We start from the raw sequence: 25,028 nt of genomic DNA on the forward strand, positions 1-25,028 counted from the left end.
ATCGGTACGACGATTTGCATGAGGGAACGGAGCTCAATGGCATGAACAATGAAATCAATGAAATGATCCATCATGTTCTTTTCCTGCTTATTCTTATCCTGGCGTTAGGTATGCTGTTCGGCAGGGCAGCCAGCTGGCTGAAGCTTCCCGATGTTGCGCTCTTTCTGGTTGCGGGCATGATCGTTGGACAAGGCCTGCATCTGGTCACGGAAACGAGCAGCTCCTTTACGAACCAGTTCATTCTGACGATCGGTTCGGCACTTATCTTATTCGACGGCGGGCGGAACATCCGATTATCCGGGTTGAAAAAGGTTTGGCTGACGCTGACATTGCTTAGTATCCCCGGTGTGCTGATCACCTGCGCTGTGGTAGCGGCGGCTGCGCATTGGCTTCTCGGTCTGCCTGTCCTTTACGCCATCCTGCTCGGTGCCATCATCTCCTCTACGGATCCGGCTACCCTAATACCGGTGTTCAAGCAGATCAAAATCCGTACGAAGGTCAGAGAAACGGTGGAGAGTGAATCGGCTTTTAATGATGCCACAGGCTCGATTCTGACCTTTACGGTACTGGCCTTGGTAACGGGAGGACAAGCCTTCTCGCTATCGTCCAGCATTATGAGGTTTGTGGAGACTGCGGCAGGGGGGATTGCGGTAGGCGCGGGAATCGGCTTCGTGCTGGCGTATATTTCAGGGCATCTGAAGCTGGGCTGGCTCCGGGATTATGCGACAATCGCGCTTGTGGTTACGGCGTTGGCCGCCTATTGGCTAGGGGAATCGTTGCATGTCAGCGGCTTCATGGCGACCTTTACCGCGGGGCTTATTTGGGGCAATGCGGACTTGTTCAAGCTGGACTTGAATGACAAGCATCAGGAGATGACCCATTTCAGCGAAAATATAACGGTCATTATGCGGATGCTGATTTTCATTCTGCTGGGAAGCCAGGTTAATTTTCAGGTCATTTATGCAAACCTGTGGCCGTCTCTTGCAGTCATCGTTATTTTCATGCTGGTCGCAAGACCTTTGACCGTGTTGGCCTCGACCCTACCTGACCGGAAGGCGGGCTGGACCCGCAACGAAATTGTGTTCATGTTCTGGGTAAGGGAAACCGGGGTTATTCCGGCCGCCTTGTCCGGTATGGTCGCGGGGATGGGAGTAAAATATGCCGATGTGATCGCATCGGTCACATTTCTGGCGGTACTGCTCACGATCCTGCTTCAAGCCGGGACGACGGCCTACGCCGCCCGCAGGCTCGGCATCGAAGAGAAGGACGCGGCAGAGCACGTCTAGCTTTCCATCCGATTGAAATGCTGTCTTGCCTTCTCAATAAACCGCTGCGCGGACGGATGATGAACGGCCTCTTCTGTGAATAACAGGGAGGTCGTTCTTGTTGTTTGCTCCAGCTCGGGGATTAGACGGATGAACAGCTCGTTATCCTTCATTAAACTGCGGCGCAAATATGATTCCGGCAGCAGGGTGGCCGTCTGGCACGTAGACACGAGCCGGATGATCGCTTCGAACGAATCGATCTCCATTTTGACATCGGGGTGGATGTTATACCGGTGAAATAGCTCATCCATCAGGATGCGGTACCATGTTCCCCGCGAGAACAGGATCATCGGGAGCTCCTGGAGATCGTCAATCTGCACCGACGATTTATCTATTAAGGGGTGTCCGAACGGCAGCACAAGGCACAGATGGTCATCGAACAGCGGGACGCATTGAAGCCCGGGATGCTCGATCTTCGAAGCGACCAGTCCAATGTCGACCTTGCGGTCCTTGACCATAGGAACGATCTCGTGCGTTTTGCCTGTAATGGCCTTAATGTCAATCTTCGGATAATCGCGTGTATAAATAGTAATTAAATCGGGAAGGGTGGACTGTAGTGTCGTCAAGCTGGCGCCGATGGTTATGCTTGCCGGCTTGCTGGTCGTTTTGAACTCCTCCAGCTGGCGGAACAGCTTGCGCTCGGTGTGGCGCTGCTCCAGGGCATACTCGTACAATATTTGGCCGGCTCTTGTAATTTCGAGTCGTTTGCCCTTGCGAAGGAACAGGTCAACGCCGAGCTCTTCTTCCAGGCGCATGATTTTGCGGGAAAGGGCGGGCTGTGAGATATTGAGGGATTGGGAAGCTTTATTCAGGCTTTCCAGTTCAACGACGGTGGCGAAAACATCCATATGCTCCAGCAATGGGATCCCTGCTTTCTTATTGTTTATGCAAATAACGAATAAGCGATTATAAAAAAACAGCACTTCCATTATAAGCGATAAAGGGGTAGTATGTATATGTCACCTAGCGTTCACATTTTTAGTCGTTGTCTGCATAAAAATATGTCGATTCATGGAAAATAGGCGTAGCGAATCCTGTTGACGCTTGTTTCCTGCGGGAGTACAATGAAAAATGGTTTTGACCCATGTGTGAACAAAAGCTACATATTGCTGAGGGGGGAAAGGATTTCAATGTTTCGTAATTCGTATTTTTCACGCAAGCTGCATTCATTGCTTGGTGTCATTCCGGTCGGCTTCTTTCTGATCGAGCACCTGCTGACGAACTACTCGGCTACGAAAGGCCCTGAGAAGTTCATGGAACATGTGAATTGGCTGCATGATCTGCCGTTAATGCTGCTATTGGAGATTGTAGGCATCTGGCTGCCACTGCTGTACCACGCCGTTTATGGCTTGTACGTTGCTTATACGGCGCGCAATAACGTATCCAACTATGGATATTTCCGCAACCAAATGTTTTTCTTGCAACGGGTAACCGGCGTCATTACTTTCTTGTTCGTCGCGTTCCACTTTTTCCAAACTAGGCTCCAAATTACGTTTGGCTTGCCGCAAGAGGAAATCGGCATTCAAATGCACAACATTGCTTCAAACGGACTGTTCTTCGTGCTGTACTGTATCGGGATTGTGTCCGCTGTATTCCATTTCAGCAACGGTATGTGGTCTTTCCTCGTGAGCTGGGGAATTACGATCGGTCCGCGGGCACAACGTGTTTCCACAGTTATCTGGATGGCCGTATTTGTAGTCATGTCCATCATGTTTATCATGTCTTTGAGCGCGTTTGTCGATCCGACGTTCCAGAACGTGCCAATGAACGCTAAAGGTTAAGGAGGAGTGAACAACAATGGCGAATTCTAAAGTAATCGTAGTCGGCGGTGGTTTGGCCGGATTAATGGCTACAATCAAAGCCGCAGAAGCCGGGGTTCACGTTAACCTGTTCTCTTTGGTTCCTGTGAAACGTTCCCACTCGGTATGTGCCCAAGGGGGGATTAACGGAGCGGTCAATACAAAAGGTGAAGGCGACTCCACCTGGGAGCACTTTGACGATACCGTGTACGGCGGCGACTTCTTGGCTAACCAACCGCCGGTAAAAGCGATGTGCGATGCGGCACCCGGCATTATCCACTTGATGGACCGGATGGGCGTTATGTTTAACCGTACACCGGAAGGCTTGCTGGACTTCCGTCGTTTCGGCGGAACGCAATATCACCGTACGGCTTTTGCAGGGGCAACGACAGGCCAGCAATTGCTGTATGCATTGGATGAGCAAGTTCGCCGCTGGGAAACAGCCGGCTTGGTCACGAAATATGAGCACTATGAATTTATGGGCGCAGTGATCGACGACGATGGCGTATGCCGTGGTGTCTCTGCACAAGATCTGCGCAGCATGGAGGTTCAAACGTTTGCTGCTGACGCTGTTATTTTGGCGACGGGCGGTCCTGGCATTATCTTCGGTAAAACGACGAACTCCGTTATCAACACAGGGACGGCGGCTTCGGCGGTTTATCAGCAAGGCGTTTATTATGCGAACGGCGAGATGATTCAAATTCACCCGACAGCGATTCCGGGCGATGACAAGCTCCGCTTGATGTCCGAGTCTGCACGCGGTGAAGGCGGTCGGATCTGGACTTATAAAGACGGTAAGCCTTGGTACTTCCTAGAAGAAAAATATCCTGCCTACGGAAACCTGGTTCCGCGTGACATTGCGACTCGTGAAATTTTCTCCGTATGCGTAGACCAGAAGCTGGGGATTAACGGCGAGAACATGGTATACCTCGACCTGTCCCACAAGGATCCGAAGGAATTGGACGTTAAATTGGGCGGGATTATCGAAATCTATGAGAAATTCATGGGCGACGATCCGCGTAAAATTCCAATGAAAATTTTCCCTGCCGTTCACTATTCGATGGGCGGTATGTGGGTTGACTTTAATCAAATGACGAACATCCCGGGCTTGTTTGCCTGTGGAGAGTGCGAATACCAATACCACGGTGCGAACCGTCTGGGAGCCAACTCCTTGCTGTCCGCTATCTACGGCGGTATGGTGACCGGTCCGAAAGCGATCGAGTACATCAAAGGCTTGAACAAGCATGCGGATGACATTTCCTCTACGGTATTCGACCGCGAGAAAAAGAAGCAAACGGACAAATACGAAGGCCTTCTCAAAATGGACGGCAAAGAAAATGCGTACGTGCTTCATAAAGAGCTTGGCGAGTGGATGACCAACAACATGACGGTCGTTCGGTACAACAAGAAGCTCGAAGAGACTTTGGCCAAAATCAATGAGCTGAAGCAGCGTTACCGCAATATCAACATGACGGATACGGCTCGTTGGAACAACCAAGGCGTAGCCTTCACCCGCCAGCTGTGGAACATGCTGGAGCTATCTCATGTGATGACGCTGGGTGCCCTGCAGCGGAATGAAAGCCGCGGCGCGCACTACAAGCCGGAATTCCCTGAACGCGATGATGAGAACTTCCTGAAAACGACCAAAGCCAAATGGACGCCAGACGGTCCTACAATCGAATGGGAAGAAGTAGACACATCGCTGATTACCCCGCGTAAACGCGACTACTCGACGGATAAGAAGGGAGGACATTAATCATGGCTGAAACGACTACTGCTGGCAAAAAAGTGAAGTTTATCGTTACGCGTCAGGATTCGCCCGAAAGCAAACCGTATACGGAGGAGTTCGAAGTTCCGTACCGCCCGAACATGAACGTCATTAGTGCGCTCATGGAAGTACAGCGGAATCCGGTGAATGCTCAAGGTGGGGCAACGACACCGGTATGCTGGGAGTCGAACTGCCTTGAGGAAGTATGCGGAGCCTGTTCGATGGTCATTAACGGCAAGCCGCGCCAGGCTTGCTCGGCGCTTGTCGACAAGCTGGAGCAGCCGGTTCGCATTGCTCCAATGAGCACCTTCCCGGTGGTACGTGACCTCGTCATTAACCGTGAGCGTATGTTCAGCGCCTTGAAGCGTGTGAAAGCCTGGATTCCCATCGATGGAACGTATGACCTGGGTCCAGGACCACGGATGGCCGAGTCCAAGCGTCAATGGGCTTACGAGCTGTCCAAATGTATGACCTGCGGCGTGTGCCTGGAATCGTGCCCGAACGTAAACGACAAAACGACGTTTATTGGACCTGCTGCTTTATCACAAGTACGTTTGTTCAACGCTCACCCTACAGGTGAAATGAATGCGGAAGAGCGTCTGGAAGCTTTGATGGAGGATGGCGGTATCGAAGGCTGCGGCAACTCGCAGAACTGTGTACGCTCTTGTCCGAAAGGAATTCCATTGACGACTTCGATCGCGGCAATGAACAAAGACACGACGAAGCACTTGTTCAAAAAATGGTTGGGCATGTAAGCTGATGTGATAAGAACCTCTTGCGAAGGAAGCTTCGCAGGAGGTTTTTTTGCGAGGTTGCAAAATATAGTTGACGCCGAGACCTATACCTTATAAAATAAACTTAAACGTTTTAATTTAAACGTTTCAATTACTAGAGAATGGAAAGTGATCTCCGCCATGAACAAAAATCGTTCCGTCACCATTGTTGATATTGCCGAAGCTGCCGGGGTTTCGATTGCTACGGTTTCAAACGTACTAAACCGCCGCAAGGTCCCGATGGCAGAGGAAACGATTCGCAAGGTGGAAAAGGCCGCCGAGGAGCTTGGCTACCGCCGCAACGTGATGGCCGCTAGTCTGAGCCGTAGAAAGTCGTATGAGCTCGGTCTGATCGTTCCCTCGTTTACCGGGTACTACGGGCGGTTTGCGGAGGAAATGGAGCGCAAAGCTCATGAGTACGGGTACCACATGTCGGTTTTCTCCGCAGGCGGATATGATCCGGACATGGAGAAGCGGCACTTGGACGTGCTGCTGCAGCGTCGGGTGGAAGGATTGTTCTGCCACGGCTTGGCGATGTCTCCGGACTCGACAAGACAAATTGTTGGTGTAGGCACACCGCTAGTGCTCTTCAATGCGTGGAACTGGCCGGAGGATCTGGCCGTCGGTGCGGTCAACCTGGACGTAGGGACAGCCTGTATCGACGGGCTGAAGCATTTGGCGGCGCAAGGCTGCCGTACGATGTTTTATTTGGGCAGGAGCCAATCCTACGCCACGAATGTGGAAAGGAAGCGGGGGTTCCGTCAGGGATTGTCCGAGCTGTCCGATGAGGTGCTGTATGCTTCGCAGCTGGACGTCGACGTGACGAGCTACGCCGAGTGCGTAGCGATAACACAGGAGCATAAGGCGGATGACGGACCGATCGGGATTATGAGCTTCGACGATATGGTCGCGTTGAAGTTCATGTCTGCCGTCTTGGAGAAGGGATACCGGGTACCGCAGGATTACAAAATTATGGGGATCAACAATGATACGATTTCATCCTCCTGCTACCCTCAAATATCTACCTTCGATATTCCGTACGGCCAGCAGGCACAAATAGCTATCGGTTTGATGCTGCGTGAGCTGGGGGAAGAATCGAAGCTGAACGACGAACAGGAGCCGACTTTACTTCCGGAGCCGGGTGTGCATGAGGTTCGGATTCCGCTGACGATGGTTCCGCGTTTGTCGACGCAGCTGTAAGGAGCAATTCGCTGTAACCAACCAAATCACTGTGAAAATGGGAGAGAAGAACACATGTGGAAACAAGCGATTGAAGATGCAGTTCAGAAAACAAGAGCCAATATCGAGAGATTCGGCAGTCAATTTCCTCACGTAAGCGAGAACGGGCATTATTTGCTTAACGACAACGACGAATGGACAGACGGCTTCTGGTCGGGCATTTTGTGGCTTTGCTACGAGTACACGGGCGATGAGGTATTCAAAGCGGCTGCCGAGAGGACTGTAGACAGCTTCCGTAAGCGCATGGATGCGAAGGTGAAGCTCGATCATCACGATATCGGCTTCCTGTATTCTCTCTCCTCCAAGGCACAGTGGATCATTGAGCGTGACGAGAAGGCGAAAGAACTGACGCTTCAGGCGGCAGATGTGCTGCTGGCCCGCTGGAGACCGAAAGGCCAATATATTCAAGCCTGGGGTCCTGAAGGCGATCCGCAGAATGGCGGACGCATCATTATTGACTGCATGCTCAACCTGCCTCTCTTGTATTGGGCTTATGAGCAAACAGGCGATGCGAAATATAAGGAAGTCGCAATTCTTCATGCGGATAAATCGAGAAGGTTCCTTGTGCGCGGTGATGATTCCTCTTATCATACATTTTATTTTGATCCTGAAACAGGCGGCGCGATCCGCGGCGGCACACATCAAGGCTACCAAGACGGCTCGACATGGACTCGCGGACAAGCATGGGGGATTTACGGCTTCGCCTTGTCCTATCACTACACCAAGAACCCGCTCTATCTTGAAACGTCCAAGCGTCTTGCACGTTTCTTCATCGAACGTCTGCCGGAAGACAATGTAGTCTACTGGGACTTCGATGTTCCCGTGAACGCGGATACGAAGCGCGACAGTTCAGGCTCTGCCATTGCCGCTGCGGGAATCCTTGAGCTGCTTACGCATCTGGAAGCGAACGATCCGGACCGCGCATTCCTCGAGGACGGCCTGCAGCGCTCCATGAAGGGGCTCGTAGAGGGCTACGCAACGATTGGACAACCGGATGCGGAAGGGCTGCTGGAGCACGGCTCTTACAGCGTGCGTGTAGATCTTTCGCCGGATGATTATATGATCTGGGGCGATTACTACTATCTGGAAGCGCTCGTTCGGTTGGAGAAAGGCATTAAAGGCTACTGGTACGAAAGATAGATAAAACCAGGAACGCCCTCGTCATCTGAAGCTGGAACCGTCTGACGGCCTTCACTTTAGATCCGAGGGCGTTTGATTTTGACTCCAAAATCTATTCCAATCGCGCTTTCTCTTCTTCACGGTGCTTCAAAAATTCTTTGCCGTATTCGCCGTGAGGATGAATGTTGGCATGCTCCATCTGGATCGTCGAATGCTCGATACCGTATTTATCCTTCAACGTTTCATTAATCGCCAGAATGATGCAGAAGGGCTGAATTTGCTCATTGATGAATACATGGGCGGTCAGCGAATAATGATCGGAGGAAATGGCCCACAGGTGCATCTCGTGCACATCCTCTACGCCTTCGACCTTCGCAATATCATTACGAATTTCATCGAGATTGAACCGCTCGGGAACGGATTCCATCAGAATCATGAACGATTCCTTAATAATTTTGGATCCCCCGATAAAAATGATGCTCCCGACAACGATACTGATCAAAGGGTCGAACCAGAGCATGCCGGTGAAGTAAATAAGAATCGCCGAGGTAATAACACCGACCGAGCTGAGTAAATCGCCGATGAAATGCCACAAGGCACTCTGTACGTTCAAATTCTCTTCTTCCTTCATACTGCGGCTCAACACGACCGTCAGTACGACATTGACAATCAGCCCGATCGACGAGATAACGAGCATGAGCTTGAAATCGATCGCCTCCGGATGAATGAACCGGCGAATCCCTTCGATAAAGATACCAATGGCAATAATGGCCAAAGCGAGTCCATTCAAGAACGAAGCGATAATCTCGAATCTTAGAAAGCCGAACGTAAACCGGGCATTGGGAGGCCGTGTAGCCATATAGATGGCGACCATGCTTAAGCCGAGAGCCAGCACGTCGGAGATCATATGTGCGGAATCGGATAGAAGTGCTAAGGAATTGGACAGCAGTCCGCCGATAATTTCAACAATGGTAAAAAATAAGGTTAGCAATAAGGTAATCCAAAGTGTTTTCTTCGATTTGGACTGTTCTTTCACATGGTGTAGATGATGAAAATCGTATTCATGTTCATAAGCACTCATGTTGATTCACCTGCCTTTTGACGATAGTAGTTTCTATGTTACGGATTATACGTCAAGGTCTGAATTTTGGCAAATAGTTTAATTGATAGCGTTTATCAGCGTTTTGAGACCATTTATCATTGATTTGATAAGTTTTATCAAGTATTTGATAGCTTTTCTCAATGAGAGGCTGCCGGTTCTTGTTGTATATACTATTCGAATGAAAAAAGAGTGCGACTATTATCCTCATTATAATCCTTCCGTGGATCTCCTGCTATGTGAGCAAAGGGACAAAGCCTCAAAATAACGCTTTCAAATTTGTTACACAATTGAAATAATTCTGTTACGGTTTTAACATGTAAGGGGTGTATTATAGTTAGCAAGACCCCCTTTTTAATATATAAACACTTAAAGACCTGCAGCCCGTTGCTGCGGGTCTCTTTTTTTGTCTAATGAAGAAAAGGATGGAATCTCTTATAAAATCGAACCTTTGGAACCAATTATTCCATTGAGGTTTAAAGGGATCCTTTCTACAATGAATACTGAAAACGGTTACTTTCAGGTAGCTCAGGGAAAGGAATGAACAAACAATGCACCGAAGGTCGTGGTTTCCTGCACTTCTCATGGTTATGGTTTTCGCATTCGTTATTCTACCGGGCGCTTCTCAAGTGAGGGCGGAGGACGCTCCTGCATTCTCGCTAACGGTTTCCAACGCTTCGCCCGTCGCAGGCACGGAGGTTACCGTGGAGGCAAACGTGCGAAACGTAACAGATTTGTACGGATACGAAGTGAATGTGACGTATGATGCAGCGGTTCTTCAATTTCTCAAAGAGGAGCCTGCCGCCAATAAGTTTATGATTGCCCCTATTGTACGCAGCAATACTGTGCAGCTTGCACGCACCTCTATAGGGAAGACGGAAGGCCTGAGCGGCAATGTGAGCTTGACCAGGCTGACCTTCAAAGTACTGAAGCCCGGCTCCACGGAGCTGAAGCTGACGACGGTCAAGCTGGTGGACTCCAATCAGAACGCTTCGGAACTAACCAGCGGAGCGACTGTGCGCCTCCAAGCGGTGGACGGTGCAACGAATCCGGGCCATGGTCATGGAGGAGGCTCCAGGGGAGGGAATTCCGGCCAAGCCTCGCCGATAACGGAAGGGAACGGGCAGAATGGAATCGAGGCAGGTGGAAGGTATGACGATGCCTCCCGGACGGCACATATGGCGATTGATGGGGAAACATGGGCGAAGGCTATACAGCAAGCCCAATCGGTACCAGGGTCCAAGGGGATCTTGAAGGTGATTGTCAAGGAAATGGCTGACGCGGAACTGTACGCTTTAGAGGTGCCTGCCGAAGTATTATCCGGTCAAAAGAGCAGCCTGCACATCGAAATTGCAACACCGTACGGCACCCTGCTCCTACAGGGGGATATGTTGAAGCAAAACAGTTCCATGCTGAAGGATAAGGTGGAATTATACATAGGCAGGGCGGATGTCAGCAAGCTGGATGCGAACGTGAAGAAGCTGATAGGAGATAGGCCCGCCATTACATTACAGCTTCGTTCGGGGGATCAGGTGATAGCTTGGAATCAACCCGATACGCCGGTTACCGTGGGGATTCCCTATGTTCCTACGGCGGAGGAGCTTCAGGCCCCCGAGCATATCGCAATCCGCTACATCGATGGGCTGGGAACCGTACATGCAGTGCCGAACGGAAAGTATGATCCGCTCAAGGGGCAGGTTGTGTTTACGACGACGCATTTCAGCATGTATGCCGTTACTTTCGCCGAAGGAGGTTCGTACAGGGACCTTGCCGGCTACCCTTGGGCACAGAAGCCCATTGAGGTGTTGACGGCCAAAGGCATTATCAGCGGCGTATCCGACAGTGAATACAACCCCGGGGCGAAAGTGACCCGCGCTGATTTTCTCGTGCTGCTGACAAGAACGCTTGAGCTGAAAGGCGAGCTTGGAGAACGGTTCTCGGATGTGCGGGAAGAGGATTATTTCGATGAAGCGCTGCGAATCGCCAGAGGCCTGGGCATTGCGCAGGGGGAGGGAGGCAACAGGTTTCAGCCGAACGCGCCGATTACCCGAGAAGAGATGATGGTACTGACCGAACGCGCATTGAAGACTGTGAAGAAGCAGCTGGTCGAGGGGAACCGTTCCGAGCTAGCTTCGTTCCAGGACGGGGCGCAGGTCGCTGACTACGCAGTGACCAGTGTTGCAGCTCTGCTGAAGGCAGGCTTGGTGCAGGGAGACGATCACGGCATTCATCCTAAGGAGACGACAACTAGAGCGGAGGCTGCTGTACTGATGTATAACGTTTATAACTTTTTATCGCTTTGATCGGGTGAAGCTTTCCATCATGCCGGAGCGTTCTGCCAAGCTTCATTTGTCCAAGTCATATGAGGAAAACAATTGTAAATGGCAGGCTTGTCAAACTGCAATAGGAGGAAACCTCATTGAACAGAAAGGGACTTCTACTCATGACGATCATTGCAATGCTGGCGCAGATGGTTACAGGACTGGGTCAGACGGAACGGAGGGCTGAAGCGGAAAGCAAACAAGCTTATATTGCCGCTTATCATACGACAGGTACGTCAGGAACCGGCATGACTTATATGGACGACAGCCTCCATCTGGCTTACAGCTACGATCGGCTTCATTGGACTGCGCTTCATGACAACAACGGCATTTTGTTCAAGAAGAATCCTGGCTATAGAGCAAGTACCGCTAACGGGTTGCAATACCGAGACCCTTATCTGTTCCGCAAGCAGGACGGCCGATTTGTGCTGTTGGCTACACTGGTTACAAGCACAGGGGCGATGACGAATTCGGCTCTGCTGGCATGGGACAGCGATGATCTGCTTACCTACAGCAACGACCGGCAGCTTCAAATGAACAGCACAAACACTGCGGCGCTCAAGCCTCAGGTGGAATATGATGCAGCCAACGACAACTACGTCATTTATTGGACGGACGGATCGACCGTTTATGCAAATACGACCCAGGATTTTGTTACGGTATCGGCCCCAACGGTTTATTCGGGAACCGGCTATCCTGCTGCCAAGCCGGATTTCTCCAGGCAGGGACCCCCGGGTGCAACGCCAAGCAGCGTCATCGCCGTGTCACAAGCGGAGCTCGATAAGCTTATCGCAAGTCTGGGCACCCCTGTTATCCCGACAGGCACAGAGCCTGTCCAAGTGATGACGGCAATCGGGACGCCGCCGGTGCTGCCGGATACAGGAAAGGTTGTCTACAGCGATGGAAGTGCTGTGCCAAAAGGCGTAACATGGGAGCCAATCGACCCGAGCCGCTATGCGAAGCCGGGGACATTTCAAGTCAAAGGCAAGGTGAACGGCTCCCCGGATTATGTGAACCCGCTGATTAAGAACGGAGCGGACCCGAATATTTATAAAGGGGCCGACGGCTATTATTATTACACAATGTCCTATATGAATTATGCAAATAACGGTGTAGCGGCTTATCAATACGACCGGATTACCCTCCGGCGGGCCTCGACCATTCAAGGCTTGGCTTCCGCGGAGGAAAAGCAAATTTGGACGAAGCATGCCTCAGGGGAGATGTCCTATCATATCTGGGCCCCGGAGATTCATTATGTGAACGGCAAATGGTACATTTACTTCGCCGCAGGCAGGACAAACGCCAATTTTGATCTCCGGGTCTACGTGCTGGAATGCTCTACGCAAGACCCGATGACAGGCGATTGGAAAGAGCTGGGGAAAGTCGCGATGAACGATGAGGCATTCGATTTGGATGCTACGACGTTCGAGCATAACGGCGAGCTTTATATGATTTATGCTTTCGCTAACGGGGGATTGAAGATCAATTCCAGTCTTCGGATTGCCAAAATGACCAGTCCGACAACGCTGGACAGTGTACAGGTGAACATTTCGACACCGGAGTACACGTGGGAGCAGCGTTATGACAATGTCAATGAAGGGTCGGCCGTCATCAAGAAGAACGGCAAAATCTTCGTTGCCTATTCCGCCGGTTCGACCGATACGACGTATGCCGTCGGACTGCTGTCCGCACCGGATTCGCCGGATGCGAACCTGCTGGACCCGGCGAACTGGACGAAGACGCCTTATCCGATCATGGCGACCAGCAGGGCGAACGGCCAATTTGGGCCGGGACACGGCACCTTCACGGTAGCCGAGGATGGGCTGCAGGATGTCTTCTTGTACCATGCGCGCAAGAATGAAGCCTACTCGGCGACCGGCTACGCGCCATTGTACGATGCCACAAGATGGGCGCGTGTGCAAAATGTTTATTGGCATGGGGATGGGACCCCATATTTGGGCGTTCCGGTACCCGACGGACCTTTACCAGGGGCTTCCATTGAGGCAGCTGTAACCGTCGTAGCGCCGGAAGGAGCGGTGTATCCCGATGAGAGCAGCTTTACTCTCGAAGCGGGAGCGGTTCGTCCTATCGAGCTGCGCAAGTCCAACGGAGACGGAACGACCCGGAATGTGACGGCCGCCGCGGTTTTTGATTCTTCGGCACCGTCCGTAGTCAAGGTCAGCCAAAGCGGCGCTGTCAAAGCACTGAGCGAAGGAAGCAGCGTGATCACGGCTCAATATGAGGGCCATAGCTACCCAATTCAGGTTACGGTACCGAAGCCTGTTACGAATGCGGATCTTCAGCTGTGGTACAAATTTGACGAGACGTCCGGCACCAACGCAGCGGACGCGTCGGGAAGGGGGAATGACGGCACCTATGTAAGAACGCCTGCATTCGGCACCGGCGTGAACGGCGGTTCGTTCAAAATGTCCGGAGGGCCATCCTCTTCCACCACGGCTCCTTATGTGCAAATACCGAACGGCATCCTTAAAGGTGTGGACGACATTACGATCTCCACCTATGTTAAATTTACGAGCACAACAACCAGGAATCAGTTTCTGTATGGGTTAGGGCAGGATTCGAACAAGTACATTTTTACGTCGCCTTACAACGGCTCCAGTGTACTTCATTCGGCGATTACGACAGGTACCTACACAGGAGAGCAGAAATGGCCCGCCACATCGGCTTTGCCTGGGAACGTCTGGAAGCAGCTGACGGTCGTGCTGAATGGTGAGGAGCATACAGGGGTAATGTATCTCGACGGGGTGGAGGTGGGGCGAAATACGAACGTAACCATCAAGCCTTCCGATCTGTATGACGCGTCGAGAGCCTATTCGGGCTATATCGGCAAATCGTTTTATGCAGCGGACCCTTATTTCGGGGGTGAAGTCGATGACTTCCGCATTTTCAATAAGGCAATGACGCCGTGGGAGGTTAAGCAATCCTTCGAGTCCGCGAACGTCGCTGCAGTGGCCGGGGATCTTGAAGCTTTGCTGCTGGGGGATACGAGTGCCGTGACCGATGATCGGATGACCCTGCCTTCGACAGGAGCTAACGGTTCGAGCATCATGTGGCAGTCGAGCCGTCCTTCCATTGTGGAGGCGGATGGGACCGTGCACCGGCCGATGGCAAGCGAAGGCAGCCAGCAGGTTACGCTGACGGCCACGATTCGGAAGGGCAGTATCGAGGATACGAAGGATTTTGTCGTGACGGTTGTCCCGTTACTTCCAGCTTCGTCGGCTGTCCTTCATGGGGCGGCAAGCGTGGACAGCGGCGGGTTGCTGGAGCTGACGTACGGGGTGGCGGGCGTCACAAGCGCGGTGTACGCTAACGATTTGACGGTTCATTTTGACCCGTCCAGGCTGCAGTACCAGTCGGTTGAAGCGCTGCGAAGCGGCATTTCTGTTACGGCCTCCACGTATGCCGCAGCTTCAGGGCAGGTGCGCATCGTTTGGGCAAGCAACGGGCCGCAGCATGCGGTATCGGGGACGGCGGAGCTGTTGAAGCTGAGCTTCAAGGCGGGTTCTTTGCCGCAAACGGTTACAAGCTCGGTGTACCTTAGCGACGTCATTGCAGCCGATCAGCTGGGAGTCGAGAGCCGCTTGAGCATCGGAGAGCCCTATCAGGTGCGGATCAACGCGCAGGCGAATAAATCAGCGCTGCGGGCGGCCATCGCGCATGCCCAATCGATTTACACCGGTGCCGTTGAAGGGACGGCTGCCAGCCAGTATCCGGCAGGCTCCAAAGCCGTGCTGAACGGCGCGATCCAGGCGGCCCGGGCGATAGCGGACAACAGCACCGCAGCCCAGCAGGAGATAGATCGCGCGGTGGGGCAGCTGGGAGTGGCGGTTGCGGCGTTCGCCAGCTCGGTTATCACTGCGGCAGCAGGAGATCTGAACGGGGACGGACGATTCAGCATCGGGGATTTGTCGAAGGCGGCCTCTTGTTATGGCCAGACGTCCGCGTCGGCAGAGTGGAGCACGGTGTATGTTCAGGCGGATATGAACCACGATGGCAAAATCGACATTGCCGACCTTTCCGCGATCAGCGAGCTTATTATGAGTGAATAAGTAAAAGGAAGACGTTCCGTGCGCAAGCACAGGGCGTCTTCCTTTCTTTTTCTACCGCTCATAAAATGGGCTGCCAAAGTCCGGGGAATCGATGACTATTTCGTAACCTCTACAACGTCGGTATAGATGGCGGCCGGGATCGTCTCACCATGGGAAGCTCGAAGCAGCTGAGCAATGATTTGCTTTCCCCAAGCCTGTTCGTTCTGGGAAATGGTGGACGTCATCTGGCCGTTATAAAGCGCTTCCTTCACTTCGGGCATCATGCCGAAGGAAATCAGATTGCGGTTGAGTCCCTTGGCTTTCCATACCAGGATGGAAGTTGAGCTGGATATAATATCCAGTGTAATCAGAGCGTCGAAATGCGGATGGTTATCGATCATTTGCTCCATGTTGAATAAGGCGCGTTCCGAGCTTCCTTCGTTATAACGAACCTCCAGGACTTGAATTCGGGTTTCGCGCTTCAAATACTGCAGCATCCCGTCTAACCGCTCCTTATGCGTGCCGGAGCTCTTTAAACCGGATTCAACAAGCACCATTCCCTGGCCCTTTAACAGCCGGTCAACCACCTTACCCATCAGGGCACCGCCTTGAAAATGATTCGGACCGATATAGGCCAACCTGTGGCTTGCCGGGGCATCCGATTCGAAGCAGACGACCGGGATGCCCGCTTGAATCGCTTTATTGATGCTGGGGGTAAGAGCATCCGGATCGATGGGATCGATGGCGATGCCGTCCACCCTTTGTTTGATCATGGTCTCCATCATTTGAATTTGCTGCTCCAGATTGGCCTCCTCCGGGGCTTTGACGATCAACCGGATGCCGTGCGGCTTGGCGGCCTCTTCGGTCAGCTTCGTGATCATCTCATAGAACGGATGAGCCATCGGATAAATAATGCCGAAGCTGTATGCGGGCGGCGCCTCTTTTTCCGGCAGGGGGGAAGCAGGCGGGGACAACGCGAAACCGGAAGAATCGGAGCTTTTACAGCCGCCGGCCGCCAGCAGCACCAGAATCGTGAGGGCAAGCAGGCATCTTCTGGCTATCATGGGTGAGCACCTGACATTTCCTGCCCCGGCAGCGTTTTGCTTATTTGCCCGTTTTTTCGAAATTGCTTGGTCGTCATCCCCGTAACCCGTTTGAACAGATTGGAAAAATAATGCGCATCGTTGTACCCGACGAGGTTCGCAATCTCATACGATTTTGCTTGTGTCGTCAGCAGCAGCTCCATGGCTCTGCGAATGCGGGTTTGCGTCAAATATTCGATAAACGTCTGGCCTGTTTCCTGACTGAATACTTTGCTGAGATGGCCCTGACTCAAATGTACATGCTCTGCGGCATCCTGGAGGGAAATGGTATCCTTATCGTAATTTTTGTGGATATACTGCTTGACCTTGTCCAGCATGTCGCTATATTTATCCGAGGCGCTTGAGCGCCAGGTCCAATATTCTTCAGCCAGCCGGACCAAGTAGGAGCACGCTTCGTCCCAGGAACGGATGGCGCCGATGCCTTCCCTCAAACGATCCAGCGTATGCTCGGCGTTCATCATATTGGGATAGGTCTCCTTGGCCGAACGGAACACCTCGAGTGTCAGATCGGTGAGTATGTAGTACCCGATCAGATTCGAATGCCAATCCGTCGGTTTAAGCGCTTGGGCGAAGGAGGAGACATAGGATTGAGCTTGACCAGGGGAGCCCACCTTCAAAAATTCAACGAACTGAATCCGGTCGAGGAACAGCGAAGGGTCAAGCGTTCCCTGAGTCGTTTCCCATAAAGCGCGCCGGTTTTGCCTAAGCAGCCGCTGCAAATGCATTTCCTCCTCCGCTTCAAGAAAAGAGGTATGGATCCCTTGCAGCCGGTCCTGAATGGAGCCGATGCCGACCGTCACTTCGCTGCCTGGCTCTTCCGGTTGCCCCTGACGGTCCGTTAGCAGCCGGCTGAACGCATCCACCTCCTGCTGCAGCCCTTCGAACGAATCTCCCATGAAGATCCAAACGGTATTCGTCCGGCTTCGTTTAAAAAGAAGGGGATCGGAGGACGACGGTCTGCGTTCTCTATGCCGCAGAAGGACATGTTCCGTATAAGGCCATCCGGCCCCCTCGGCAGAGGCAGGGGCGGCGCTGCTGCGCAGATCCGTAATGGCCACCGCGTAATATTTGGCAATGAGATTCAGGTTCAGCGAAGCGCTCCAATGAATGGCTTCCGAGGTAGTAATAAAACCGCTGCATAAATCGTTCAGCAGCTTGCTCTGCGAGAGCGTCGCCTTCTCCTCCTCGCGCTGCTTCAGTTTGGCGAGCTGCTCCTTCTCCTGCTGCTGCTTCTCGATTTTTTCCCTTACCTTATGAAGGCGGCTGATCAGATCGGTGGAGCTGACAGGCTTCAGACAATATTCATCGACTCCGATCCTGAGCGCGGATTGGGCATATTCGAACTCCCCGTGCCCGCTTAATATGACGATCTTCACATCCGGCATCCGTTTGCGGACGATTGCGCTCAGCTCCAGCCCATCCATAAAGGGCATTTTAATATCCGTAATCAGAATATCCGGCTGAAGCTCCTCGATCATCGGCAGGGCAACCTCGCCGTCGGACGCGTCCCCACAGTAAATAAAGCCCTCTTTTTCCCATGGAATACAATCCCGGATGGTTTCACGTATAAGAATCTCGTCATCGACGAGCATCACTTTGGTCATCCGGCATTCCCCCCTGTTATCGGTATACGAATGGTAACGGTGGTTCCTTCCTTTTCTACGCTGTCGATGTGAACCCCGTAGCCTTCGCCATAAAATAATTTGATTCGCTGCTGCACATTATGAAGGCCGAAGCCCCCCGACACTTCGTTGCCTGTTTCTTCAGGCAGCTGCCGTCTGGATAAAGAGCGCCGGATTTGGCCCAGCTTGTCGGGGGACATGCCGATCCCGTTATCTTCTACCAGAAGAATGATATCGGTTCCATTCTCCATTCGCCCGCTGATGCGGATCAGGCCCTTACCCCGCTTGTTCTTAATCCCATGGTACAGCGCATTCTCGACGATAGGCTGCAGCGTCATTTTGAGAATCGGATACGGGTTGAGAGCAGGATTCAAGTCAATTTCATAACCGAGAATGTCGCGATAGCGCATTTGCTGAATGATCAAGTAGCTGTGCACGTGCTCAAGCTCCCTCTCGATCATGATCAGGTCGCGGCCTTTGCTCAGGCTGATCCGGAACAGCCGGGACAACGATTGGACCAGCTCGATGACTTGACTGTTCTTGCCCGCTTCCGCCATCCACACAATAGAATCCAGCGTATTGTACAAAAAGTGCGGGTTGATCTGCGCCTGCAGTGCGCGCAGCTCCGCCTTCTTGATCTCTTCCTGCTCCCGGATGCTTTGCTCCAGCAGCGCCCGGATTTTTTTGAGCATAATGTTAAAGCTGTTGCCCAGCTCGGCAATCTCATCCCTTCCTTCAGGAATGACCTTGGCCTCCAAGTCACCGGATGCGGCGAGCTGCATCTTGGTTTTCAGAAATTTGACGGGACGCGTCAGCCGGTTGGATACGTAGTAATACAACCCGATTGTGAACACAATGCATAGGACGACACTAATAATAATGAGCTGGCGAATGGCATTCGCTTCTTCGACGATTTCCTGCAAGGGCACATGCCCGACGATGTTCCATCCGGTTTGCTGCGACGGGGCGGTGAAGATGAATTTGGGCTTCCCTTCAGTCGCGTCCGTGTAGCTGGAGCTATGACTGTTCAAGTAAGGTGAAAGCTCCGCCGGTTTCGGTAATTTGACGGCTGACTTGTCTAAGGAGGATGGGGTAAAGATCGGGCTGCCGGATGCATTTACCACGTAGAAGAAGCCGGATTTGCCGATTGCGAAGTTGTCACAAAATTGCTTCACGGAAGCGTCGTCCAAATCAATGACGATAAACCCGATGACTTCATGCGTGATTCGCTGCCTCACGGTTGTCATAATCGAGATGACGCGGGAATGGTCATAAGGAAAGCCATCCAGCCGGTCCAGCGGAGAAGCCTCGGAGGGGGGAATGTTCAGAACGGCCTCCGGATTGTTGAACAGGTAAGCGAAATGAGGGTTGCGAAGCGGGTTTCGATCCAATTGAAACACGCCTTTCCTTTCGCTGATCCCTCTGCCGTACAAGCTGATCATAGAGATATTGAGAACGCTGTCATATTTGTATATTTGCCGGTATGAATCCATCGTTTTCAAGATTTCCTTGGCATCCTCGTAGGAATCGCTCTGGGAGAACAGAAAATGAAGCACCTGAGGATTGTTCCCCAAGTCAAGCAGCTTGCCCGTATCTTTAAACAGGTTATCCAGGTCCCGGGCCAGCTGCACCGCAACAAGCATAGCGGCTGCTTTGCTGTTGCCGAAGACGGTGTCGTAAGATTTTTGGTAGGAAATGAGACCGATAACGATCAATGGAATACAGGTTAACAGGACGAACATCGTCAGAAGTTTGGTCCGCAGGCTGGAGGAAATCCATTGAAACAGATTCATAAGGGATTCTGCTGCCTTTCCATTGGATTCATTAGGTAAGCTGAACTTTGATATTACTATAACAAATAATAACCGGGACGGCTATGGAGGGAGAGCTGCATCACCAAAAAGAGCAATTCAGGAATAAAAAAACGAACTTTTTCAGTTCAGGTACCTGGTTGTATGAAAAATTTACAAGGAATCCGACATGAACCTCCGTATAAAAGCGGTCTGTAAGCGTTTTATAATGAGAGCACACCCGCACAAGCGGTGAACTAAGGGGAGGAATGAACTTGAAAGCGACAAAAAAAATGGGGTTCGTATTGGCAGCATCCTTCATGATGCTATTCTCGGCGGCTTGTGGAAACAGCGGGGGCGGCAGCCCGTCAGGGGGAGGCACGGCAGCGCCGGCAGCCGGCAATACGACAGCTCCCAAAACCCAAGCGACAGCACCGGCCGATAAGAAAATTACACTCGGCTTTGCACAGGTCGGCGCAGAGAGCGGCTGGAGAACAGCGAACACGAAATCGATCCAGGATTCGGCGAAGGAAGCGGGCTTTGACCTGAAATTTTCAGATGCCCAGCAAAAGCAGGAAAATCAAATTAAAGCCATCCGCACGTACATTCAGCAAAAGGTGGATGTCATTTCCTTCTCGCCGGTCGTAGAATCCGGTTGGGATACGGTGCTGAAGGAAGCGAAGGACGCCGGTATTCCGGTCATCCTGACTGACCGCTCGGTCGATTCCAAGGATACTTCGCTGTACGCCACCTTCATAGGCTCAGATTTCGTAGAGGAAGGCAAAAGAGCCGGCAAATGGGTTGCCGACAAGTACAAGGATGCCAAGGAGGATGTGAACATTGTCGAGCTGCAGGGGACAACGGGCTCGGCTCCGGCCAACGATCGCAAAGCGGGCTTCGCGGAAACGATCAAGGGCAATGCGCATCTCAAAATCATCGCCTCCCAAACCGGCGACTTTACCCGGGCTAAGGGCAAAGAGGTTATGCAAGCATTCCTGAAGGCGAACAAAAAAATCGATGTCCTGTATGCGCATAACGACGACATGGCGCTGGGCGCGATTCAAGCGATTGAAGCGGCAGGCTTAAAGCCGGGGAAAGACATTGTTATTGTGTCCGTTGACGGCGTCAAGGACGGCTTCGTGGCTGCCAGCGAAGGCAAAATCAATTTCATCGTCGAGTGTAACCCGCTGCTCGGGCCCCAATTGATGCAGGCGGTTCGCGACGTCGTTGCCGGTAAGCAAATTCCGAAGCGGATTGTAACCGAAGAAGGCGTCTTTACTTCCGAGGATGCGAAGAAGGCGCTGCCTAACCGTCAATACTAGAGCAGAAAAAAGAGAAGGAGAACAGCCACTTCAAGCGTCGTTAAGCTTGCTGCGCCGAAGTGGCTGTTTATTCCATAGCCTGGAGAGGAGCCAGCAGATGAGTGAACCGAGAGAACAACAGCCGATTTTGCAAATGACGGATATTCATAAACGGTTTCCCGGCGTCAAAGCGCTCACAGGGGTCAGCTTCCGCTTATTTCCCGGGGAAGTGCATGCCTTGATGGGCGAGAATGGCGCGGGTAAATCCACCTTGATCAAAGTGTTGACGGGAGTGTATTCCATCGATCAAGGGCAAGTAAAGATGAATCAACAACCCATTACCGTAAGCAGCCCGCAGGATGCACAGCAGGCCGGAATCAGCACGGTGTACCAGGAAGTGAATTTATGTCCGAACCTTTCCGTGGCGGAAAATATTTTTATCGGTCGGGAGCCGAGACGGTTCGGCCGTATTTTATGGAAAGAAATGAGCGCAAGGGCCGAAAGGCTGCTGAAGGAAAGACTGAATTTGTCGATTGACGTGACGCAGCCGCTTCAGACGTATCCGCTTGCCATTCAGCAATTAATAGCGATCGCCAGATCCTTGAACATATCAGCGAAGGTGCTCATCCTCGATGAACCGACCTCCAGTTTGGATCGCAATGAGGTGCAGCAGCTGTTCGCCGTCATCCGTAAATTGAAAGCGGAAGGCTTGGCCATATTGTTCGTCACTCATTTTTTGGATCAAGTCTATGAAGTGTCCGATCGAATAACCATTCTCCGCAACGGAGAGTTTGTAGGGGAGTACATGGCGCAGGAGCTCCCCAGAATAGAGCTGGTTTCCAAGATGATCGGCAAAGAGCTGCACCTGCTCGAAGAGCTGCCGAAATCATCGAATGTCGAATGGCTGAAATCCAAGGAAGTCATGCTGGAGGCCAAAGCGCTGGGCCGCCGGGGAGCGATCGAGCCGTTTGATCTGCACATCCGCAAAGGGGAAATATTGGGGCTCGCCGGGCTTCTGGGTTCGGGTAGAACGGAGCTGGTACGGTTGTTCTTTGGCGCCGACCGTGCAGATCAAGGCAAGCTCCATATAGCCGATAAGGATGGCGTGATTCACTCTCCCCGGCAAGCAATCGATCAGGGCATCGCTTTCTGCTCGGAAAACCGGAAAACGGAAGGGATCATTGACGATCTGACCATTCGTGAAAATATCGTGCTGGCGCTTCAGGCGACACGAGGCTGGTTCCGCACCATCTCGAGAAAGCGGCAGGATGAAATAGCGGATGAATACATTCGTAAGCTGAACATCTATCCTCCGAATCCTGAGCAGTTGATTAAAAACTTGAGCGGAGGCAACCAGCAGAAGGTGCTGCTGGCGCGTTGGCTGCTGACGGAGCCGAGGCTGCTTATCCTGGATGAACCGACACGGGGCATCGATATCGGTGCCAAGGCCGAGATTCAGAAGCTCGTTATGACTTTAGCGCAGCAGGGCATGTCGGTGCTGTTTATTTCCTCGGAGCTGGAAGAGGTGCTGAGGGTCAGCGAGCGCATTGCCGTCCTTCGCGACCGCAAGAAGGTGATGGAGATGTCAGGCGATGACATGAGCCAGCACAATGTAATGAAGGCTATCGCAGGAGGGTGACTTGAATGGTAAAGCATCATTTATTTTGGCCGGTAACCGTGTTGGCGGTGCTGCTGCTGTTTAATCTGATTTATTCGCCGGACTTTTTCTCGATTCACTTACGGGACGGGCATTTGTATGGGAGCCTGATCGATATTTTGAATTTCGGCTCGCCGTTGATTCTGGTTGCAATTGGCATGACGCTGGTGATTGCGACGAAAGGCATTGATTTATCTGTAGGCTCTGTCGTGGCCATTACCGGAGCGTTGACCTGCCTGACGATCAGTGAGGGCAGCGATCAGAATGCAGCGGTCCTCGTTTTCCTGGCAATGGCTATTTCCTTGCTGCTGTCCGTCGTACTCGGACTGTGGAACGGCTTTCTGGTGACAGCCATTGGCATTCAGCCGATCATCGCCACGCTGATCCTGATGGTGGCCGGCCGGGGCATAGCCCAGCTCATTACGAATGGACAAATTATTACGGTGACGAGCAGCAATTATAAATATATCGGTGCGGGCTCTCTGCTCACCCTGCCGTTCTCGATATTTATCGTCGGCGCGGTATTCGCGGTTGCGGCGCTGCTTACACGGAAAACGGCGCTTGGGCTGTTCATCGAATCCGTCGGCTGCAAGCCTACGGCTAGCCGTCTGGCAGGCATCCGTTCGCGTACGGTCATTCTGGCCGTCTATATGTTCTGTGGCGTATGCGCAGGTATCGCCGGTTTGATTCTCAGCTCGAACGTATCCAGTGCCGACGGGAACAATGCAGGGCTCTGGTATGAGCTCGACGCGATTCTGGCTGTAGTAATCGGCGGAACGTCGCTGAACGGGGGACGGTTTTATTTGACGGGGACGCTAATCGGCGCGCTGATTATTCAGACGCTGACGACGACGATTTATATGATCGGCGTGCCGCCGGAAATTACCTTAGTCGTCAAAGCCTTTGTCGTGCTGATGGTTTGCCTGATTCAATCGGAGACGTTCCGCAGCCGGCTTCTGCACCGGTGGAAAACAAGGAACTATCCGGCTGAACGGGAGGTGACACGGCATGCTTAAGCGTCAATATATTCCAATCTTCGTCACGATTGGGCTGTTCGCTCTCATGTTTGCGGCGGGATCGTTCCGTTATACCGGATTTTTCTCCCTGCAGGTGCTGTTGAATTTATTAATCGATAATGCCTTCCTGCTTATTACGGCAGTGGGGATGACTTTTGTTATCGTCTCGGGAGGCATTGACCTGTCAGTCGGCTCTGTCATTGCTCTGACCACAATGATCTCCGCTTCTCTTGTGCAGGCAGGCTGGTCACCGGCCGTCGTCATCCCGCTCGTGCTCGTGCTCGGAGCGGCATTCGGCTGGGGCATGGGCGCCATGATCCATTATTTCAAAATCCAGCCCTTTATCGTCACCTTGGCGGGCATGTTTCTGGCCAGAGGGCTTTGCTACATGATCAATATCAATACGATTACGATTGATAATCCTTTTTACGTCGCCGTGGCCCAAACCAAAATCCCGCTCCCCGGAGGCAGCTTTATTACGATTAGCGTTCTCATTGCGCTCGTTGTCGTGCTCCTGGGCGTCTATATTGCCCATTACACGCGATTCGGCCGCAATACGTATGCCATCGGAGGCAGCGAGCCTTCCGCCATACTGATGGGTCTGCCTGTCGGGCTGACGAAGATGGGAGTCTATGCGATGAGCGGCTTCTGTTCCGCGCTCGCCGGGGTGGTATTCACCTTCTACATGCTGTCCGGCTACGGTCTGCATGCGATGGGAATGGAGCTCGACGCCATTGCCGCGGTCGTAATAGGAGGCACGCTGTTGACCGGCGGTGTCGGATATATTGTGGGTACCTTCTTCGGCGTCCTGATGCAGGGCGGGATTCAAACCATAATCAGCTTTGAGGGGACGCTGAGCTCCTGGTGGACCAAGATCGTCATCGGTCTCCTGCTGTGCCTGTTTATTTTACTGCAAAAATGGTTAAGCGAGAGGCGCTGGGCTGCCAAAACGTAAATGGCTTTTGACTTGTAAGCAGCCATGAATTGCAACACGTAAATCAGATTTGGCAGTTGTTTCCTTTCCGGTCGGCATTTTATAATACGAGT

The 25,028-nt window shown here is 52.3% G+C and carries 17 protein-coding genes; 12 read left to right on the forward strand and 5 right to left on the reverse strand.

The window, feature by feature from the left end; translation table 11 throughout:
- Window positions 1-41 precede the first annotated feature (41 nt).
- On the forward strand, window positions 42-1,286 hold the full coding sequence (locus CF651_RS06075) for a cation:proton antiporter (RefSeq protein ID WP_094013958.1): 1,245 nt from the start codon (window positions 42-44) through the stop codon (window positions 1,284-1,286).
- On the opposite strand, the gene CF651_RS06080 is transcribed toward CF651_RS06075, so the two are convergent.
- Window positions 1,283-2,182 (reverse strand): LysR family transcriptional regulator, encoded by a 900-nt coding sequence (locus tag CF651_RS06080; RefSeq protein WP_094014112.1) that lies wholly within the window; start codon window positions 2,180-2,182, stop codon window positions 1,283-1,285. The two genes, CF651_RS06075 and CF651_RS06080, sit on opposite strands and share 4 nt — an antisense overlap.
- A 273-nt stretch (window positions 2,183-2,455) precedes the next feature.
- Here CF651_RS06080 and CF651_RS06085 point away from each other — a divergent pair, with 273 nt between their 5' ends.
- The 5 genes from CF651_RS06085 to CF651_RS06105 all read left to right on the forward strand — a co-directional run bounded on the left by CF651_RS06085 (window position 2,456) and on the right by CF651_RS06105 (window position 8,044).
- Complete coding sequence (locus CF651_RS06085) at window positions 2,456-3,106, forward strand: succinate dehydrogenase cytochrome b558 subunit (protein WP_094013959.1); 651 nt, start codon at window positions 2,456-2,458, stop codon at window positions 3,104-3,106.
- A gap of 16 nt (window positions 3,107-3,122) precedes the next feature.
- Window positions 3,123-4,880: a succinate dehydrogenase flavoprotein subunit gene (gene sdhA, locus CF651_RS06090; protein ID WP_094013960.1), complete on the forward strand. Its 1,758-nt coding sequence runs from the start codon at window positions 3,123-3,125 to the stop codon at window positions 4,878-4,880.
- Window positions 4,881-4,882: 2 nt separating this feature from the next.
- Window positions 4,883-5,647, forward strand: a complete 765-nt coding sequence (gene sdhB, locus CF651_RS06095; RefSeq protein ID WP_094013961.1) for a succinate dehydrogenase iron-sulfur subunit — start codon at window positions 4,883-4,885, stop codon at window positions 5,645-5,647.
- A gap of 159 nt (window positions 5,648-5,806) precedes the next feature.
- Complete coding sequence (locus CF651_RS06100; RefSeq protein ID WP_094013962.1) at window positions 5,807-6,865, forward strand: LacI family DNA-binding transcriptional regulator; 1,059 nt, start codon at window positions 5,807-5,809, stop codon at window positions 6,863-6,865.
- Window positions 6,866-6,919: 54 nt separating this feature from the next.
- Window positions 6,920-8,044, forward strand: coding sequence for a glycoside hydrolase family 88 protein (locus CF651_RS06105; RefSeq protein ID WP_094013963.1), 1,125 nt, complete (start codon window positions 6,920-6,922; stop codon window positions 8,042-8,044).
- A 91-nt stretch (window positions 8,045-8,135) separates the two neighbouring features.
- Here CF651_RS06105 and CF651_RS06110 read toward each other — a convergent pair whose 3' ends face one another.
- Complete coding sequence (locus CF651_RS06110) at window positions 8,136-9,104, reverse strand: cation diffusion facilitator family transporter (protein WP_094013964.1); 969 nt, start codon at window positions 9,102-9,104, stop codon at window positions 8,136-8,138.
- Window positions 9,105-9,673: 569 nt separating this feature from the next.
- On the opposite strand from CF651_RS06110, the gene CF651_RS06115 reads away from it, so the two are divergent.
- Together CF651_RS06115 and CF651_RS06120 are read left to right on the forward strand one after the other, a co-directional pair.
- Entirely contained in the window at window positions 9,674-11,425 is a 1,752-nt protein-coding gene (locus CF651_RS06115; RefSeq protein WP_094013965.1) for an S-layer homology domain-containing protein, read from the forward strand.
- 116 nt (window positions 11,426-11,541) lie between these two features.
- Complete coding sequence (locus CF651_RS06120; RefSeq protein ID WP_144029023.1) at window positions 11,542-15,513, forward strand: family 43 glycosylhydrolase; 3,972 nt, start codon at window positions 11,542-11,544, stop codon at window positions 15,511-15,513.
- Window positions 15,514-15,608: 95 nt separating this feature from the next.
- On the opposite strand, the gene CF651_RS06125 is transcribed toward CF651_RS06120, so the two are convergent.
- The 3 genes from CF651_RS06125 to CF651_RS06135 are packed head-to-tail and all read right to left on the reverse strand — an operon-like array spanning window position 15,609 to window position 20,010.
- Window positions 15,609-16,556 (reverse strand): sugar ABC transporter substrate-binding protein, encoded by a 948-nt coding sequence (locus CF651_RS06125; protein ID WP_094013967.1) that lies wholly within the window; start codon window positions 16,554-16,556, stop codon window positions 15,609-15,611.
- On the reverse strand, window positions 16,553-18,199 hold the full coding sequence (locus CF651_RS06130; protein WP_094013968.1) for a response regulator: 1,647 nt from the start codon (window positions 18,197-18,199) through the stop codon (window positions 16,553-16,555). The genes CF651_RS06125 and CF651_RS06130 overlap by 4 nt, the downstream gene beginning before the upstream one ends.
- On the reverse strand, window positions 18,196-20,010 hold the full coding sequence (locus CF651_RS06135; RefSeq protein WP_094013969.1) for a sensor histidine kinase: 1,815 nt from the start codon (window positions 20,008-20,010) through the stop codon (window positions 18,196-18,198). The genes CF651_RS06130 and CF651_RS06135 overlap by 4 nt, the downstream gene beginning before the upstream one ends.
- 272 nt (window positions 20,011-20,282) lie before the next feature.
- Here CF651_RS06135 and CF651_RS06140 point away from each other — a divergent pair, with 272 nt between their 5' ends.
- The 4 genes from CF651_RS06140 (at window position 20,283) to yjfF (ending at window position 24,936) form a co-directional block, all read left to right on the forward strand.
- Window positions 20,283-21,329 (forward strand): ABC transporter substrate-binding protein, encoded by a 1,047-nt coding sequence (locus CF651_RS06140; protein ID WP_094013970.1) that lies wholly within the window; start codon window positions 20,283-20,285, stop codon window positions 21,327-21,329.
- Window positions 21,330-21,426: 97 nt separating this feature from the next.
- Complete coding sequence (locus tag CF651_RS06145) at window positions 21,427-22,947, forward strand: sugar ABC transporter ATP-binding protein (protein WP_094013971.1); 1,521 nt, start codon at window positions 21,427-21,429, stop codon at window positions 22,945-22,947.
- 5 nt (window positions 22,948-22,952) lie between these two features.
- A complete protein-coding gene (locus tag CF651_RS06150) occupies window positions 22,953-23,981 on the forward strand; it encodes an ABC transporter permease (RefSeq protein ID WP_094013972.1) in 1,029 nt (342 codons plus the stop codon).
- The gene (gene yjfF, locus CF651_RS06155) at window positions 23,974-24,936 is read left to right on the forward strand and encodes a galactofuranose ABC transporter, permease protein YjfF (protein ID WP_094013973.1); all 963 of its coding nucleotides are present in this window, start codon (window positions 23,974-23,976) and stop codon (window positions 24,934-24,936) included. Before CF651_RS06150 ends, yjfF begins: the two co-directional genes overlap by 8 nt.
- The last annotated feature ends 92 nt before the right edge of the window (window positions 24,937-25,028 follow it).

This window comes from Paenibacillus rigui (assembly GCF_002234615.1).
In the GTDB taxonomy this organism is placed as follows: domain Bacteria; phylum Bacillota; class Bacilli; order Paenibacillales; family NBRC-103111; genus Paenibacillus_S; species Paenibacillus_S rigui.

Coding starts and splice junctions, on each gene's coding strand:
- CF651_RS06075 (WP_094013958.1), top strand. CDS start 42: ATGAACAATGAAATCAATGAAATGATCCATCATGTTCTTTTCCTGCTT.
- CF651_RS06085 (WP_094013959.1), top strand. CDS start 2,456: ATGTTTCGTAATTCGTATTTTTCACGCAAGCTGCATTCATTGCTTGGT.
- sdhA (WP_094013960.1), top strand. CDS start 3,123: ATGGCGAATTCTAAAGTAATCGTAGTCGGCGGTGGTTTGGCCGGATTA.
- sdhB (WP_094013961.1), top strand. CDS start 4,883: ATGGCTGAAACGACTACTGCTGGCAAAAAAGTGAAGTTTATCGTTACG.
- CF651_RS06100 (WP_094013962.1), top strand. CDS start 5,807: ATGAACAAAAATCGTTCCGTCACCATTGTTGATATTGCCGAAGCTGCC.
- CF651_RS06105 (WP_094013963.1), top strand. CDS start 6,920: ATGTGGAAACAAGCGATTGAAGATGCAGTTCAGAAAACAAGAGCCAAT.
- CF651_RS06110 (WP_094013964.1), bottom strand. CDS start 9,104: ATGAGTGCTTATGAACATGAATACGATTTTCATCATCTACACCATGTG.
- CF651_RS06115 (WP_094013965.1), top strand. CDS start 9,674: ATGCACCGAAGGTCGTGGTTTCCTGCACTTCTCATGGTTATGGTTTTC.
- CF651_RS06125 (WP_094013967.1), bottom strand. CDS start 16,556: ATGATAGCCAGAAGATGCCTGCTTGCCCTCACGATTCTGGTGCTGCTG.
- CF651_RS06130 (WP_094013968.1), bottom strand. CDS start 18,199: ATGACCAAAGTGATGCTCGTCGATGACGAGATTCTTATACGTGAAACC.
- CF651_RS06135 (WP_094013969.1), bottom strand. CDS start 20,010: ATGAATCTGTTTCAATGGATTTCCTCCAGCCTGCGGACCAAACTTCTG.
- CF651_RS06145 (WP_094013971.1), top strand. CDS start 21,427: ATGAGTGAACCGAGAGAACAACAGCCGATTTTGCAAATGACGGATATT.
- CF651_RS06150 (WP_094013972.1), top strand. CDS start 22,953: ATGGTAAAGCATCATTTATTTTGGCCGGTAACCGTGTTGGCGGTGCTG.
- yjfF (WP_094013973.1), top strand. CDS start 23,974: ATGCTTAAGCGTCAATATATTCCAATCTTCGTCACGATTGGGCTGTTC.